14 protein-coding genes are annotated in these 16,004 nt (G+C 72.5%); 8 read left to right on the top strand and 6 right to left on the bottom strand.

The features are described from left to right. Window positions 1–19: 19 nt before the first annotated feature. Genes ACFY23_RS27165 through ACFY23_RS27155 form a run of 3 tightly spaced genes read right to left on the bottom strand, consistent with a single transcriptional unit; the run spans window position 20 to window position 4,087 of the window. Complete coding sequence (locus ACFY23_RS27165; RefSeq protein WP_350680818.1) at window positions 20–1,513, bottom strand: DUF4127 family protein; 1,494 nt, start codon at window positions 1,511–1,513, stop codon at window positions 20–22. 35 nt (window positions 1,514–1,548) lie between these two features. Then, complete coding sequence (locus tag ACFY23_RS27160; protein ID WP_350680820.1) at window positions 1,549–2,856, bottom strand: enolase C-terminal domain-like protein; 1,308 nt, start codon at window positions 2,854–2,856, stop codon at window positions 1,549–1,551. Next, a complete protein-coding gene (locus ACFY23_RS27155) occupies window positions 2,840–4,087 on the bottom strand; it encodes an AGE family epimerase/isomerase (protein ID WP_350680822.1) in 1,248 nt (415 codons plus the stop codon). Before ACFY23_RS27155 ends, ACFY23_RS27160 begins: the two co-directional genes overlap by 17 nt. A gap of 105 nt (window positions 4,088–4,192) precedes the next feature. Here ACFY23_RS27155 and ACFY23_RS27150 point away from each other — a divergent pair, with 105 nt between their 5' ends. From ACFY23_RS27150 to ACFY23_RS27140, 3 genes are all read left to right on the top strand, one after another. Next, window positions 4,193–5,167, top strand: coding sequence for a LacI family DNA-binding transcriptional regulator (locus ACFY23_RS27150; protein ID WP_350680824.1), 975 nt, complete (start codon window positions 4,193–4,195; stop codon window positions 5,165–5,167). A 79-nt stretch (window positions 5,168–5,246) separates the two neighbouring features. Beyond that, window positions 5,247–6,020: a 6-phosphogluconolactonase gene (locus tag ACFY23_RS27145; RefSeq protein ID WP_350680826.1), complete on the top strand. Its 774-nt coding sequence runs from the start codon at window positions 5,247–5,249 to the stop codon at window positions 6,018–6,020. Continuing rightward, complete coding sequence (locus ACFY23_RS27140; protein WP_350680828.1) at window positions 6,017–7,234, top strand: amidohydrolase family protein; 1,218 nt, start codon at window positions 6,017–6,019, stop codon at window positions 7,232–7,234. Before ACFY23_RS27145 ends, ACFY23_RS27140 begins: the two co-directional genes overlap by 4 nt. A gap of 142 nt (window positions 7,235–7,376) precedes the next feature. Here ACFY23_RS27140 and ACFY23_RS27135 read toward each other — a convergent pair whose 3' ends face one another. Then, window positions 7,377–8,129, bottom strand: coding sequence for a GAF and ANTAR domain-containing protein (locus ACFY23_RS27135; protein WP_350680830.1), 753 nt, complete (start codon window positions 8,127–8,129; stop codon window positions 7,377–7,379). Between the two features lie 249 nt (window positions 8,130–8,378). Here ACFY23_RS27135 and ACFY23_RS27130 point away from each other — a divergent pair, with 249 nt between their 5' ends. Further along, a complete protein-coding gene (locus ACFY23_RS27130; protein ID WP_350680832.1) occupies window positions 8,379–8,741 on the top strand; it encodes an STAS domain-containing protein in 363 nt (120 codons plus the stop codon). 371 nt (window positions 8,742–9,112) lie between these two features. Here the strand turns inward: ACFY23_RS27130 and ACFY23_RS27125 are convergent, their stop codons facing one another. After that, the gene (locus ACFY23_RS27125; RefSeq protein WP_350680834.1) at window positions 9,113–9,529 is read right to left on the bottom strand and encodes a hypothetical protein; all 417 of its coding nucleotides are present in this window, start codon (window positions 9,527–9,529) and stop codon (window positions 9,113–9,115) included. A gap of 203 nt (window positions 9,530–9,732) precedes the next feature. Further along, the gene (locus ACFY23_RS27120) at window positions 9,733–10,500 is read right to left on the bottom strand and encodes a hypothetical protein (RefSeq protein ID WP_350680836.1); all 768 of its coding nucleotides are present in this window, start codon (window positions 10,498–10,500) and stop codon (window positions 9,733–9,735) included. A 233-nt stretch (window positions 10,501–10,733) separates the two neighbouring features. On the opposite strand from ACFY23_RS27120, the gene ACFY23_RS27115 reads away from it, so the two are divergent. The 4 genes from ACFY23_RS27115 (at window position 10,734) to ACFY23_RS27100 (ending at window position 15,942) form a co-directional block, all read left to right on the top strand. Continuing rightward, window positions 10,734–12,164 carry a sugar porter family MFS transporter gene (locus ACFY23_RS27115; protein WP_350680838.1) on the top strand — a complete coding sequence of 477 codons (1,431 nt, stop codon included), beginning with the start codon at window positions 10,734–10,736 and terminating at the stop codon, window positions 12,162–12,164. 142 nt (window positions 12,165–12,306) lie between these two features. Continuing rightward, window positions 12,307–13,905: an alkaline phosphatase D family protein gene (locus tag ACFY23_RS27110; protein WP_350680840.1), complete on the top strand. Its 1,599-nt coding sequence runs from the start codon at window positions 12,307–12,309 to the stop codon at window positions 13,903–13,905. A 15-nt stretch (window positions 13,906–13,920) separates the two neighbouring features. After that, a complete protein-coding gene (locus tag ACFY23_RS27105; RefSeq protein WP_350680842.1) occupies window positions 13,921–14,811 on the top strand; it encodes a hypothetical protein in 891 nt (296 codons plus the stop codon). Window positions 14,812–14,961: 150 nt separating this feature from the next. Further along, window positions 14,962–15,942, top strand: a complete 981-nt coding sequence (locus tag ACFY23_RS27100; protein WP_350680844.1) for a hypothetical protein — start codon at window positions 14,962–14,964, stop codon at window positions 15,940–15,942. Window positions 15,943–16,004 lie beyond the last annotated feature (62 nt).

The following is a 16,004-nucleotide window of genomic DNA, read 5'->3' as shown; positions in this document are numbered from 1 at the left end:
CCGACGGGGCGGCAACCGGTCAGGTTGCCGCCCCGCCCGGCGGCGTCAGGTCGAAGTCGACGGTGAAGGTGTACGACCAGGGCAGCCGCGCGTTCGTCACGGTCCAGCCCGAGAGCGTCCGGGTGCTGGTCGCCCATTCGTGCAGATCCCGCGTGATCCGGGCGTGCACGTCGGGCAGCTCGTCGAGCGGTGGGTCGGTCAGTCCCCGCTGCGCCGCCTCGTGCTGCAGGCGTCGCCGTACGACCGGCAGGTAGTGCCCGTCCTCGATGATCTTGCGGGCGAGGAACCGGTCGCGGGCGTCCTGTGCGTGCGGGGTGGCCGACAGTGCCGGCGTGACACCGGCGGCGAGGGTGGTGCCGATCGTGTTGCCCGCGGTGTTCCAGCCACCGTAGGACACGAGGCGGCCCAGCAGACCCCGGTCGTCGAGTCCGGCGAGCAACTGCGGGTCGCTGCCGTTGGCGAAGCGGATGTCCGCCACGGCCACCCGGCGCCCCGCGGCGACGTGGGCCGCGACCGCGTCCGCCACGGCGGTCCAGCCGGTGTCGGCCGACGCGTCGGGTGGGTCGAGCACCCAGTCGCCGGGCTCCGGCGCGGGCGGGTGCACGACGACCACCAGGTCGGCCTCGTCGGCGTCCGCGACCTCCACGGCTCCGAGGGCACGAACCTGGTTGGCGAGGCCGAGCCGCACGGGACGGTCCTCGTACGGGGCGATCCGGTCCAGCCCGTCCGCGTCCGGGCAGTCGACGGCGATCTTCGGGGTGACCCCCCGGGCCTGCGCCGCCACGCGCGCCACGAGCACGCTGGGCACCTCGTCGGCGCCGGGGTAGGTGAGGACGTCGACGCCGAGCCGCTCGATCCAGCGCTGCACCTGTCGCCGCTCCGCCGCCGGCAGCCCCCGCGGCGCGGTGTCGTCGGACGAGATCACGAGGGTGTCCAGGATCCCGTCGGAGGCCATCTCCAACGCGGCGAGCAGCACGGCGTGGTTGCGCGCACGCCGTCGCACCAGGTCGGTCACGTAGGCGTCCGGCACCTGCCCACGGGCGGCGGCGACCGCCTCGGCCGTCGCCTCGCCCAGGTCGTGCGCGTCCCAGACGGTCGACAACGCGCCGAGCCGCGCCCCGTGCGTGGCCCAGTAGGCCGGTTCCTGTCGGGAGCGGGCGGCGTTGTCGTACGACGGCAGCCGGGTCACCACGCCGAAGGCCGTGACCGGCACGTCGATCTCGCGCAGCACGTCGAGGCGGGGCAGCACCTGCCCGATCCGGTCGTCGGTGTTGCGCGACGGGATCAGTCCGCCGTGGACGAGCAACTCCAGGGAGACGACGACGTGGTCGACCTCCGTGGCGACCTTCCGGAGCCACCGCGCCAGGGCCGCGGTGTCCGCCGGCTGACGGAACGACGGCATCGCGGCGGGGGGTGGGGTGACGACGTCCACCCCGGCGCACGCCCCGATGGCGACCGCGTAGCCACGGGTGTTGGGTCTTTCGTCCGGCGGTAGCAGGGCGACGCGGGTCATGGGTCTTCCTCCTCGGAATCGCGCTCGGCGAGGCGTCAGTAGATGCCGGCCGTTGGTTCGTCGAGGACGATCACGCCCTCGTCGACGGTGACCAGGGACGGCTGCCGACCGGCGAGGTCCCGGTTGCCGGTCGGCGCGTACTGGCGGCTGTTGTACTCCAGATGCGGGGCGGAGAGGTCGAACACGCTCGCCAGGCGGGCCGAGTGGGCGAGGGCCGCGTCCACCGCGGTGAGGTCCTGCATCGTCACGAAGAGCCCGTGCGCGCGGGCGAAGGCGTACGTGAGCAGGGCCGGCGTCTGGCCCTTGCCGGCCTTCACCACGACTCCCGACCAGCCGTCGCTCCGCACGTGGCGAAGCTGCGCCGGGTCGTGCAGGCTCTCGTCCATCAGCACCGGCCTGCGCCGGCTCTGCTCCCGCACGGCGGCCGGATCCGGGCGGGCGTCCCGCGGCCACGGCTGCTCGACGAAGGTCACGGCCTGGAAGGCGTCGGGCGCCGTCGCCGCCAGGGCGTCCAGCATCGCGCCGAGTGCCGCCGGCCCGGGGTAGCCCTCGTTGGGGTCCACCGACAGCGCCACGTCCCCCGTCGCCGACGCCACCCGATGCACCTCCGCGATCCGCCGCGCGTCGGCGTCGGGATCGCGGCCCGACACCTTGATCTTCACATGGCGTACGCCGTCGCGGCGCAGCCACTCCGCCAGGGACCGCGCGTCGCCGGCGTCGCCCGGCCGCAGCGGATCGGAGGTGCCGACCACGTGCTGGACCGGCAGCCGCCGTCGCGGTTCGGTCAGGAACTCACCCGGGTACCGGCCGGCCAACGTCGGATCCACGCACGCGCCGAGGTCGTGGGCGAGGTGGTCGCGGGTGTACATGGTGTGTGCCGGGCGGCCCGCCGCGCGGGCCCACGCGTCGTGCAGGGCGTTGTCGACCGCGCCGAGGCACAGCAGCGCCGCCAGCCGCGGTATCGACTCCGCCGGCGGGACGTCCTCGACGGCGGCGCCGGCGTCGGCCACCGTCTGGTGCAGCCGTAGCCACGTGGCGACGGGGTCGGCCGGCTCGCCGCCCAGCGCGGCGTGCGCGAACCGCTCGGTGAGGCGGCGCAGGGCCGCGTCGCGTCCTCTGACGTCCAGTTGCGATGTCGGCCACGACCACGGGACGGAGAGCACCGAGGCGCCCCGGCCGGTCGCGGCCTCGCCACGGCGGTTCGTGGCGACCACGTCGACCAGGGCGAGGGTGAACCAGGTGATGGCGCGACCGCTGATCATGAACGGCTGGTCCAGGTCGATCTCCCGGAAGCTGACCCGGGCGTCGCGGACGGTGATATCGGTGTCAGCGGTGGCTGTCAACGGGCACCTCGGCACCGAGTTCGACCAGTTGCATGAGGTTCCGGGCGATGTGGAAGGGGTCCTTGACCGGCAACGCCACGACCTGGTCGAGCGGGCGTCCGCTGCGGTCGCGGATCTGGACCCACTCCTCGCCCTCGTCCCGTCCGGGGAACGTCCTGAGGGTGTAGTCCCAGATCAGCTCCGCCCACCGCCCGGCGTTGCCGTCGCCGTAGCGGTGTGCGGCCAGGGCCGTGGTGTACGCCGCCTCGGTGTGCACCCACCACAGCTTCGTGCTCCAGGTCGACCGGACCAGCCGCTCGTAGGGCGTGTCGCCCCCGGTGCCGCGCGGTTGCGTGGCGCCCTCGGCGTCGACGTAACGGAAGAGCCCACCGTGCTGGCTGTCCCAGGCCGATGCGCAGAGGGCGTCGACGCTGGTCAGCAGTTCGGCGTCGGTGACCTCGTCGCTCTCGCCGAGGAGGTCGCCCGCCTCCAGGGCGACCCAGACGCCTTCGAGGGCGTGCCCCGGGACCCGGTGCCGGGCGACGAGGGAGGTGTCGTCGGGTAGGTCGGGGATCATTTCCCGGAAGGTGCCGTCGGGCGTGCGGTGGCGGAGCATGGCGTCGCGGTCGGCGGCGAGGTCGGCCAGCGTGTCCGCGGTCATCCGGTCGAGGTGGCGCAGGGCCCGCGCGTGTTCCAGGCGGGTGTTGAGCAGGATCATCCGGGGGCCGAAGGCGACATGCCCGTCGGGGACGGCGTACGGCGGCGTCGCGGCGCGGTTCGTCCGGATGTCCTCGGTCGCCCGGGCCAGCAGCGGCTCGGCGACCTCCAGCCACGCCGTCGAGCCGGTCGTACGGGCCAGTTCGGCCAGCCCCATCACGACGAAGCAGTCCGCGTAGACGCTGTGCGTCTCGCCGGCCGGACCCGAGGTGGGGGTGCCGTCGGTGGTGACCACGAAGTGGCAGGTGCCGTCGGGCCGGACCACGTGGTCGGCGAGGAACCGGGCGCCGCGTTCGGCCAGTGCCACCAGGCGGTCGGCGTCGACGTCCAGCAGCCCGTCCGTGGCCAGCCGGGCCGCTCGCGCGAGCAACCACACGAACCGTCCCTGCGACCAGGTGAACTTCTCGCTGGAGACGAGCCGGCGGCCACGGTTGTCGAAGCAGGTGTGGAAGCCGCCCCGCCGCTCGTCGACGCCGTGGCGCAGCCAGAAGGGCAGGATCACGTTCTCGAGTTGGACCCGGGCCTCAGCCGTCATCCGACCCCTCCTGGTGCAATCGCTTGCATGCCGTGTCGGTGGCTAGAGTAGCGGCACGCTTCACATTCAGCGAGCGCGGCGACAGCCCCGAAACAGGAGGACCGAATGAAGCGGCCCACGATCTACTCGATCGCAGAGGCGTGTGGCGTGTCCGCGTCGACCGTCTCGCGTGCCTTCAGCCGGCCGCACGTGGTGAACGCCGAGCTTCGGGAACGCATCCACGCCGCGGCCCGCGAGGTGGGCTACCAGCCCAACAAGGCCGCGCGCGGGCTGGTGACCGGGCGGATGGGCCTGATCGGACTGCTTGTCCCGGACATCACCAACCCCTTCTTCCCGCCCCTGGTCCGGGCCATCCAGCAGGCGGCCGACAAGCTGGACTCCTCCGTGCTGCTCGTCGACACGGAGGAGAGAGCCGCCGCGGAGCCCCAGCTCATCCGTCACCTCGCCGGCCAGGTCGACGGCCTGCTGCTGGCGTCGCCCCGGTCCTCGTCGGGGCTCAAGGACAAGGTGAACGACCTGCCCTGCGTCGTCATCAACCGGCGGATCCGAGGGTTGCCGGGCGTGACCTGCGACAACACGCGCGCCCTGCAGGCCGCCGGCCGGCACCTGGAGCAGTTGGGCCACCGCAGGGTCGCCCTGATGCGCGGCCCCTCCGCCTCGTGGGCGGCACGCCAGCGGGCCGACGCGATCCACGCGTGGGCGGTCCGGTCCGACGTGACGCTGGTCGACCTCGGGCCCTTCGCGGCGTCCTTCGAGGGCGGGCTGGCGGCGGCGCGGGCGCTCCTGGACACCGATTGCACCGCCGCCTTCGCGTTCGACGACCTGATGGCGTGCGGCGTCCTGGCGGGGCTCGCCGACGCCGGGGTGCGGGTGCCGGAGGAGCGCAGCGTGATCGGCTGCGACGACGTGCTGCTGGCGCGCACCGTCACGCCCCGGCTGACGACCGTGACCGCTCCGGTGCAGCGGTTGGGGCACGTGGCAGTGGAACTGCTGCAGCGCCGCGGCTCGGGTGAGCCGGCCGAGGAGATCCGGCTCGACGGCGAACTCACCCTCCGCGCCTCGACCGGTCCCGCCGCCTGACCGCCGCCGAGACATGTTGACCCGTCGAAGCTTCGTCGTTAGTGTCTGTGCAACCGATTGCAGAGCCTGAGGAGACGGAATGGGCATGCCGGTGGGGCTGAGCGCGGACGACGTGACCCTGCACGTGACAGCGGATCCGGCCGGTGCCGGCGCCGGCGCCGCACGCGTCGCCGCAGACGTCATCCGTGGCGCGATCGCGTCCCGTGGCAGCGCCCGGATCGTGCTGGCGGCGGCGCCCTCGCAGCAGGAGATGCTCGCGGCGCTGGTACGCGATGCCTCGATCGACTGGTCCCGGGTGCACGCCTTCCACATGGACGAGTACGTGGGACTTCCGCAGTCGCATCCCCAGGCGTTCGGGCAGTGGCTGCAGGAGCGGCTGTCGGTCGCCGGGCTCGGGTCGTTCACGCGACTGCGGCCGGAAGCGGATCCGGTCACCGAGGCCGCCCGCTACGCCACGCTGCTGGCGCAGGACCCGATCGACCTCACCTGCATGGGCATCGGCGTGAACGGACACATCGCCTTCAACGAGCCCGACGTCGCCCGCTTCGACGACCCGGCCGCCGTACGCGTGGTCGAACTCGACCCGGTCTCGCGTCAACAGCAGGTCGACGAGGGGTTGTTCCCCCGGCTGGAGGACGTGCCGGTCCAGGCGGTCACGTTGACCGTGCCGACGCTGCTGAGCGCGAAGTCGATCGTCGTCACCGTGCACGGCCGGCACAAGGCGGCCGCCCTGAAGCTCGCACTGACCGGGCCCATCAGCCCGGCCTGCCCCGCGAGCGCGCTCCGGACACACCGATCGGTGTCGGTGCACGTCGACGCGGCAGCCGCGAGCGGCCTGGACGAGCTGGCGTGACCCCACCGGGGCAGCAGGCGCGCATCGAAGGCCGGCTCGCCGACGGGCGTGCCGTCCGGCTGCGGATCTCCGGCGACCGCATCTCGGCCATCGAGGAGACCGAGCCGGCGCCGGACCAGCCGACGGTCCTCCCGGGGCTGGTGGACCTGCAGGTCAACGGATTCGCCGGCGCCGACGTCAACGCCGACGACGTCTCGGTCGCCACCGTGGTCGAGTTGACCCGGTCGCTGTGCCGCCGGGGCGTCACGTCGTACTGCCCCACGATCATCACGGCCAGCCAGGAGAAGATCCTCGCCACCCTCGACGTGATAGCCGCCGCCCGGGCGAGCGACCCCCTGGTCGCCCAGGTCGTCGCCGGCGTACACGTCGAAGGTCCCTACCTGGCCGACGCGGACGGCCCCCGTGGCGCGCACGACCGGCGGTACGTCCGCGACCCGGACCCGCGGGAGCTCGCGCAGTGGCTCGACGTCGCTCCGGGCCTGGTACGCCTCGTCACGCTGGCGCCCGAACGGTCGGGCGCGACGCGGTACGTCCGCGCCGCCACCGAGGCCGGGATCCTCGTCGGCCTGGGGCACACCGCCGCGACGCCGGAGCAGGTGCGGGCGGCGGTCCAGGCGGGGGCACGCCTGTCCACCCACCTCGGCAACGGGTCGCACGCCGTCCTGCCACGGCACCCGAACCACCTGTGGGCGCAGTTGGCGGAGGACGCCCTGACGGCGAGCTTCATCGCCGACGGCCACCACCTGCCCGCTGACACGTTCACCGCGATGGTGCGGGCGAAGGGCGTCGAACGCTCGGTCCTGGTCAGCGATTCGGCTGCCCTCGCCGGCTGCCCGCCCGGCGAGTACCGCACCCCGGTCGGCGGCTCGGTCACCGTGGGCGCCGACGGCCGGCTCAGCCTCACCGGCACCGAGCTGCTGGCCGGCAGCGGCCGCTCGCTGTTCGACTGCGTCCGGTGGGCGCTGCGGCAGACCGGCTTCGGTCTCGCGGAGGTGTGGTCGATGGCGTCGACCGTGCCGTCGCGGCTGCTCGGATCACCCGAGCGGGGCGTCGTCGCCGTGGGGGCCCGGGCCGACCTCGTGCTCGTCGGCGGGCTCGACGGCCCGCCACGGCAGGGGGAGCCCCCGCGTGCCCGCGAACGACACGGCCTCGCCGAACCCCGGCTGCTCGCCACGATCGTCGGCGGCGTGGCCCTTCCTGCCGCCGACGGCTGATCCGGTGGGTGCGGCAGGGCCGCCAGACGAGGACGACGCGACGCTCGCCTCCTGTTCCTCGCTCCTGGCCGTCGTCGGCACTCAAGGGGCGATGCGGCTCCGCCGCCCCTGGCCGTGCCGCCGGGCCTGCGGCCCTGCCTGGTCAGGCGTGTGGGCGGGGCGCCACGAAGCCGGGAGCCGGCTGCGGGGATGCGCCGGTCACCTGCGTGATGATCTCGGCGGCGACGTCACGCAGTTTGCGGTTACGGTGCTGGGACGCCTGCCGGAGCAGGGCGAAGGCCTCCGCGGCGGTGCATCGCTGCTGGCCCATCAGCACCCCGAGGGCCTGGTCGATGACGCTGCGGGAGGCCATCGCGTCGGTGAGTTGCCGATGCAGGAGTGCCTGGTCGGCCTGGCGGAGCATGACGGTCAGCGCGGCTGTCCCCTGGTCGGTGAACGTCACGGCCTGCCGGCGGGCCCGCTCGTCGAAGGCGGCGGGACCGGTGGCGTACAGGTTCAACGCGCCGACGGTCTCGCCGTCGACCGTCATCGGCAGTGACAGCGAGCTGACGATGCCGAGCCGGAGCGCGTGTTCCCGGTAGCGGCACCAGCGGCCGTCCTCGCGCAGGTCGACGACCTCGACGACCTGTCCACTGCGCAGGGCCTGGAGGCAGGGACCCTCGTCGGCGCCGTACTGGATCTCGTCGGCCCGGGCGGCGAGGTCGCCGCTGGCGGCGACGGTGAAGGCGCCACCGTCCCGGCGCACCGTCAGCCCGCAGGCCACGGCGGGGGTGACGACCTCGGCCGCGACCCGGACGACCTGGTCGAGGAAGACGTCGACGTGAGGCGAGTCGACGAGCAGGGTGAGCAGCCGGCCGTACGCGGAGGCCAGGTGCGAATCAGCAGCATCGGACACCACTGCTACCTCCTGAAACCGTGTCCGTGGGTTTCCACTGAAGTGACCTACCGTCCTGGCTCGCTCCGTAGGGAGCGCCGGTCGGTGTATCTGACAACCGAGCGCACGCGCTCGGACGAGGGGGGTGCGAATCGGGCGGGACGCGGCTAGGGTCGACGTGGGTTCGGACATGAGCCCAGGACCAGTGCCGCCCGCCGACGGTGGGCCGAGCACCGACCCGGTCCGAACATCCTCACCGAGGAGCAGCTCATGTCCGTCCATCAGGCGCCGCGCCCGGCATCGTCGGAAGTCACCTGCCAGTCCATTCTGTCCCTCGCGGTCGTCGCCGAGGGCCCGGCGACGGTGGTGGAGGTCAGGGGGCCCCTCGACATGGGCACCGTGGACCTGCTCGTCGACCTCGTGGACCGGGTGATGTCCGGCCGACCGCTCCCGGTGCTGGTGCTCGACCTGAGCGGGGTGAGCTTCTTCTGCGCGGCCGGGATCACCGCGCTGCTGACCGTGCGCCGGCGAGTCGCCGCACGGGGCTGCTCGCTGGTCGTGCGCAGGCCGTCCCGGATCACCGTCGCCGTCCTGAACATGGTCGGCCTCAGGGACGAATTCACCACCGAGTGACCTGCCTTTCGCTTCGCTCTCCTGTCGTACGCCGGGCTGGCCCGACCCGTTTCTGCCCCTCGGCCCATGGCCGCCCTCCGGCCCGCGCCTGCCGCCCGGTCGCGCTGGCTGCCGCGGGTGGCGGCCGTTCCGCGTCGGCGCAGGCGGCAGCGCTCGGGAGGGCCACCCGGGGCACCGGTTCGAACTCGCCTGCCGGCGCACGTACCCGAAGTTGATCAATCCGAAACCTGCTGGATCGCCGCGCGGCTGGACCCGGTGCTCCGGGTGAGGGCGGGGACGGGCGCGCGCGGCGGGATCAGCCGGCGCGTGGCCGCCCGTGGCGCAGGCGAGGCCATGCCAGCGAAGGTTCCGCCGGCGGCGTCGGGCCAGTGTTACCTGGCCTCCTGATCGGCCCTGCTCAGGTCGCGGCCCGACGGATCCGTGTCGTCGTCGAGGTCGCCGGCCAGCGAGTCCGGGGCACGCATGCGCCACGCGTCCGTGACGAGTTCGGTCAGGCGATCGACGGTCACCTGCGCCAGCCGCAGCATGACCAGGGGCAGCCCGTCGTACGCGGGCGTGGTGAAGAAGACCTCGGGCTCGCCGAGGAGCAACGCCTGCTTCTCCGCTTCGTCGCCGACGTACAGCACCGCGATGTCGGTGCGGATGACGCGCGGCGCCCCGGGTCTGCGCTCCGGGTAGGACCAGACGAACCCTTTGTCGGCCACCCGGAAGTCGAAGCCGTCACTGTCGATCTCGACCACGTGCGGCAGGGCCAGCGCCAGGCGACGGACGTCGTCGGCGTCAGCCATCGAGGTTGCTCCCGGACATCGCCTCCTGCACACGCGCAGACTAACCGCTGCGCCGAACGTGGTCGCCGCCGGCCCGCCGGCCCCCACCGTGAGGCGACCCGCCGGTGGCGGCAGTGGAACAGCCACGTCCGTGCACCTGTCCGAACTCCGCTCGTCCTGCGACCTCGGCAGGTCGCCACGCCAGCGCTCGTCGCCCCGTCCGGTCAGCGTGGCGGCGAGGTGGCCAACAGGTTCCGGATGGCGGCTGCGATCACCGGGTCCACCGGGAACCGCGCCTCCAGCCATTCGAGGATGACCCGGGCGGCCTCCCGGTTCGCCCGGTAGCCGGGCGCCATCGCGGCCAACGGCAGCGCCTCTGGCGGATACGCCTGCTCCACCCGGCGGGCGGGGTCGAACGGGTCGTGCCGGTGGGTGGTGCCGGCGGAGGTGAGTCGGAGCAGGGCGATCACCCGGTCCACGGCGTACGACTGGATGAACCGCGACGCGGACAGCAGTTCGCCGCGCAGTTCGCGATGCAGGCCGACGTAGAGGTTGGTCAGCGCCTCGTTGAGGTGGAAGTCGGGCGTGTCGTGAGGCGGGCCCACCGGCGCCTGCCCGCTCTCGGCGAGCCCGGCGGGCGCGTCGGGACGCTGCCAGACGATACGGGCACCGGTGAACGGCAGCCGCGTCAACTCGTCGACGGTGAAGACCGCGTACTCGACGAAGATCCCGTCGGCGTAGAGCGCCTTGCGGCCGTGGCGCTCGTTGGCGAAGCTGTACGCCACCGGGCAGGGCGCCGCGAGCCAGTCGATCGAGTCGACGTAGCGCGGCACGGCGCCGTCGGCGACCACCAGGAAGAAGTCCAGGTCGGAGTGCGCGTCGAACCGATCGTGATCGTGCCCGGCCGAACCGAGGCCGAGAAGGGCCACCGTGTCCGGCAGGGTGGCGAGGTGAGCCGCGAGATCGTCCAGCCGTCGTAGCGTCGGGTGCACGCCGTCGTCCCTTCCGTGAAGAGTCGACGTTTCAGCCCGTACGGCCGTGGCCGCCGCCGGGGTCGCGACACCGATGCCGCGATGCTAAGCCGAGTGGCGGCGCTGTTCAAACGGCGAGCCACCGACGACCCGGCTCCACCCGTCGTTGATCATGCCGCCGTCCCGGCACAGTGCCATGGCCCACTCGGCATAACCTCGGACAATGGCGGCGTAAATCGGGCAATATGAGCGGCATGGATCACGGGGGCGCCGCGTCCGGCGATGACGCCGTCAGGACCCCACCCGAGAAACGAGGCGGCGCGCTGTTGATCGCCGCGGCCGCGGCGGTCGGCGGTTTCCTCTTCGGTTACGACACCGCGGTGGTCAACGGCGCCGTGGATGCGGTACAAGCCAAGTTTCACCTGTCCGCACTGGTCCTGGGGGCGGCGGTCTCCACGGCGTTGCTCGGCGGTGTGGTCGGCGCGTGGTTCGCCGGACCACTGGCGGACCGGATCGGCCGGGTGCGGGTCATGCTCATCACCGCGATCGTGTTCGCGGTCAGCGCCGTCGGGTCGGCGTTGGCGGTGGGCCCGATCAGCCTCACCGCGTGGCGGGCCGTTGCCGGCATGGCGGTCGGGGCGGCCAGCGTGATCGTGCCCGCCTACATCGCCGAGATCGCCCCTGCGGAAAAGCGAGGCCGATTCGGCTCGTTACAACAACTCGCCATCGTGACCGGGATCTTCGCCGCGCTGCTGGCCGACTACGCCTTGGCGGCCTTGGCCGGGGGCGCCGGCAACGAGGTTCCCTGGGGCGGTGAGGCATGGCGGTGGATGTTCGCCTCGGCCGCGGTCCCGGCGGCGGTCTACCTCGCCCTGGCGCTGCGGATGCCCGAGTCCCCGCGCCATCTGGTCCGGCACGGGCACGTCGAGCAGGCCCGCGAGGTGCTGGAACGGTATGTCGGTGACGGTGTGCGGCTTCGCGAGATCGACCGGTCGCTGGCCGGCACGAAGGAGACGATAGAACTGTCCGACCTGCGCGGTGCGACTGGTCGTGACCGGCGCTTCGGGCTGTTGCCGATCGTCTGGACCGGGATCGTTCTGGCGGCGCTCCAGCAGTTCGTCGGCATCAACGTCATCTTCTACTACTCCACCACCCTCTGGCGCGCCGTCGGCTTCACCGAGAACGAGGCGCTGGTGACGAGCGTGATCACGAGCGTCATCAACATCGCCGGCACCTTCCTCGCGATCGCCCTCATCGACCGGGTCGGCCGCAAGCCGTTGCTCACCGTCGGCGCTGCCGGCATGGTCGTCACCCTGGCGACCCTCGCCTGGTGCTTCAGCCGCGCCTCCGGTACAGGGGAGCACCTGACTCTCCCGCCCGGCGTGGGTGTCGTCGCCCTCCTCGCGGCCAACGTCTACGTGGTGTTCTTCGCGGCAAGTTGGGGGCCGACGCTGTGGGTGCTGCTCGGCGAGATGTTCAACAACCGCATCCGCGTCACCGCGGTCGCGGTGGCGGGGGCCGCGCAGTGGGTCGCCAACTGGCTGGTGACCATCTCCTTCCCGAGCCTCGCCAACGTCAGCCTCCCACTCACCTACGGCATGTACACCGCCTTCGCGGCCTTCGCCCTCGTCTTCGTACGGCGCTACGTCCGCGAGACCAGGGGACGGGAGCTGGAGACGATGTAGCGGCCCGACGCCACGGGTTCGGCTGTCGTCGATGGTGCGACGAGGACTGTCAGCAGGGTTCTTCCGCCCATGAGTCGGTGGCCTTGAGGCGGCAGCTTCGGCGTCACTGGCCGTTCAGCAATGTCCGGTTTCCTGCCATGTCGTGACTGACCCCAAACTTCCCGGTCCCACCGTCCTCTCAGCGAGTCGCCGCCGGTTCCTGACGATCTCCGGAGCCGCCGCGGCTCTGGCGTTCGCCGGAACGCTGCCCGGCGCGGGTGGCAGTGCCTCGGCACGGGGGGCGGTCTCCCGGGGCGCCTACCCGTTCACACTGGGTGTCGCCTCGGGGGACCCGCTTCCTGAATCGGTGGTCATCTGGACCCGCCTGGCACCCGAACCGCTGGCACCCTTCGGGGGAATGGAGCCGCGGACCGTTCCGGTGCAGTGGGAAGTCGCGACCGACGAGACCTTCCGCACCGTGGTACGGCGCGGCACGGCGCTGGCCCGTCCCGAGAAGAGCCACTGCGTCCACGTCGACGTCGACGGCCTGGCGCCCTGGCGCGAATACTTCTACAGGTTCCGGGCCGGTGGTGAGATCAGCCCGGTGGGCCGCACCAGGACGGCGCCCGCGCTCGGGCAGCACCTGGACCGCATGACCCTCGCCTTCGCGTCGTGTCAGGCCATCTGGGAGGGCTGGTACACCGCGCACCAGGACCTCGCCCGCCGTCACCACGACGTGGTGCTCTTCCTCGGCGACTACATCTACGAGTTCGGCAACGACAAGGGGATCCGCCCCGGCGACGCCGACCGGCACAACATGCGCAACACGGTCACCCTCGACGAGTACCGGGAGCGCTACGCGTACTACAAGCTGGACCCGGACCTCCAGGCCGCCCACGCCTCCGCGCCCTGGATCGTGACACTCGACGACCACGAGGTGGTCGACAACTGGGCCGACCTCGCGCACCCCAGCGCGCCGGCCGCCGAGTTCCTCGTCCGGCGGGCCAACGCCTTCCGGGCGTACTGGGAGCACATGCCGTTGCGGCTGAACAGCCAACCGTCCGGCCCGCAGATGACCCTGCACCGACGCCTGCGCTACGGACAGCTCGCCGAGTTCAGCGTCCTCGACACGCGACAGTACCGCGACGACCAGGCCGCGGGTGACGGCACCAAGCCCCCCAACCCGGGATCCCTCGACCCGGCGCGGACCATGATGGGCTTCGCCCAGGAGAAGTGGCTCCTGGACGGACTCTCCGCCTCGAACGCGACCTGGAACGTCCTCGCCCAGCAGACGGCGATGGCGAAGCTCGACACCGCCAACGGGCCGGCCGTCGCCGTACCGATGGACACCTGGGACGGCTACCACGCGAACCGCGCCCGCATCCTGGGCGGCATCCACGAGCGCCGCGTCCGCAACGTGGTCAGTCTCGGTGGCGACCTGCACCGCAGCCTCGCCTCGGACCTCAAGCTGGACTTCGACGACCCGTCGTCACCGACGGTCGCCACCGAGTTCATCGGTACGTCGATCACCTCCGGCCTGGACGGCATGGACCAGGACCCGGGTGGGCTCACGCTGCTCGCCGAGAACCCCCACATCAAGTTCGGGAACTTCCAGCGTGGCTATGTGAGCTGCGAGGTCACCCCCGACACCTGGCTGTCGGAGTACCGGGTCTGCGACCGGGTCACCACGCCCGGGGGCACAGTCACCACCCGCAAGACCCTCGCAGTCGAGTCCGGCGTCGCCGGCATCCAGCAGGCCTGACCCGAAGGAGCCCTCATGCCCAGGAACCCGTGGACCACCCGGCGCAAGGTCACGTCGGTGGCGCTCCTGGTGGTCGCCGCCTCGGCCTACCCGACACTCAGCGTCGTCCCCGGAGCGCACGCCGGCCCACCGCACCCGGACGTGACGCTGACGGCGGAACCGGCGGCGCTGTCCACGACGGGACTGCCGTGTCTTCCCGTCGACTTCACCGCGACCATGACCAACACCACGTCCGAGCCGGTGTTCGCGGACACCACCATCACCGCGCAGAGCCCGGTCGCGCTCTCCCGCGACGTGTTCACCAGCTACCTGCCCGCCGCCGAGCCCGCACAGCCCGTCTCCGTCGTCGTCGACGTCACGGTGCCGCGCGACACGGCGCCGGGCACCTACGAGATCCAGCTGCAATCGGGCAAGCAACGGGTGACCGTGCCGGTCGAGGTGACAGCACTCCCCGAGCGCGAGCCGGGGGAGAACCTCGCCTACGGGGAGAAGGCAACCGCGTCGTCGACCCACGGCAGGTTCGATCCGTGCGGAGCGGTGGACGGCGACAGCGCCTGGCAGAACTGGTCCACGTCCACCGGCTGGAACGACGGGACCAGCCGGGTGTTCCCCGACTGGCTGGCCGTCGAATGGCCGAAGCCCGAGCGGATCGAGCGCGTCGAGATCCACACCTACGCCACCCCCACCAGTCCCGCGTCCCGGCAGGGGATCAAGGACTTCGACGTGCAGGTGCGCGAAGGCGGAACGTGGACGACGGTGCGTGAGTTCCGGAACAACACCGCCGCGCACATCACCGCCACGTTCCCGGTCCGCGAAACCGACAGCGTGCGGGTCGTCGTGCACAGCTCCAACAGCGGTGACTACTCCAGGATCCTCGAACTCGAGGCGTACGGGCCGGCGACGTGACGCCGGCCGGCGTGTCCGCCCTGGTGCGGGGCGCGCGGCGACGTGTCTCTCCACAGACCGGCGGGACGGCGCCGGTTCGGTGACCGACCACGGGAACCCGCCGGTGCCGCCCACCGTCGAAGTGGCAGGACACGGGGAAAGGCGGACGTCATGTGCACGGTTGGCAGGGGAGCGCTGGCCGCGCTCGTCGGATTGGCGCTGACCGGCTGCGCCACGGCGCAGCCGGTCCCGGCCCAGGGCGGCCGGGCCGGCGATTCCGGCGGACCAGGGCACTGGACCTCGTGCGCCGAGGCGGCGCCCGAGATGGACACGCCCGGATTCATGGTCACCGTCGCGGATGCGGCCGCCCTGCCCCGCCTCGACGGCGACTTCACCCCGACCTCGGTCGTCATCTGCGGGCTGGAGCCGCAGCGACGCGCTGACGGCGGCGAGGACATGGTGGCGACGGAACGCCGTGGTGACGACGTCGCCGCCCTGGTCACCGCCCTTCGCCTGCCGGACCAGCCGGGCACCGACGGACCATGCACCCGGGAGATGCCGACGGCGCCCTGGCTCGCGCTCGTCGACGGCGACGGCCGGTGGACGCGGCCCGGCATGCCCGTCGACCGGTGCGGGAAGCTGCGCCCGGAGGTGCTGGCGGCCCTCGACGCCCTGCCGCTGACCACCGTGGCGACCCGGGCGGTCGCCGAGATCGAGTCGGCCGAGGCCGTCGCCGCCGGTTGCAGCCAGCGCTGGAAGGACATGTTCGCGGTGGAGACGGCGGCGAACCGGGACGTCCGCCGCGCCGCTCTGCCGGAGCCGTTCCCCGCCGGGCAGCAGGTCCGCCTCTGCGTCTACGAGGTGCCGAAGAGGGGGGAGGGGAAGAGCGACGCCGGCGAGTTCGCGCACGGTACGGTGCTGCCGGCGGACGGCCGGGCGGCGATCGAGCGAGCCCTGCGGGCTGCCGGGCCGGCGGCGGCGTGCAGCACGCACGCCAGCCGGTTCGCGCTGCTGTGGTCCGTGGCCGGCGGCGACCCGCAGACCTACGTCGAGCTCGACGGCTGCCGCCGGATCATGGTCGTCGCCTATCCCGGCGGCCCGGTCCTCGCGCAGGGCGACGCCGCGCTGGCCGCGCTGATCGACAAGCCGTGACCTGTCGGCGACCCCCGTTCCGGCGGCCCGCCCGGCCCGGCCCGTCGCCGATGGGGTGGCAG

Source organism: Micromonospora sp. NPDC000121 (genome assembly GCF_042899165.1).
Taxonomy (GTDB): Bacteria; Actinomycetota; Actinomycetes; order Mycobacteriales; family Micromonosporaceae; genus Micromonospora.
The sequence above is the reverse complement of the archived record's forward strand: the minus strand, read 5'-3'. Positions and strand labels throughout refer to the sequence as shown.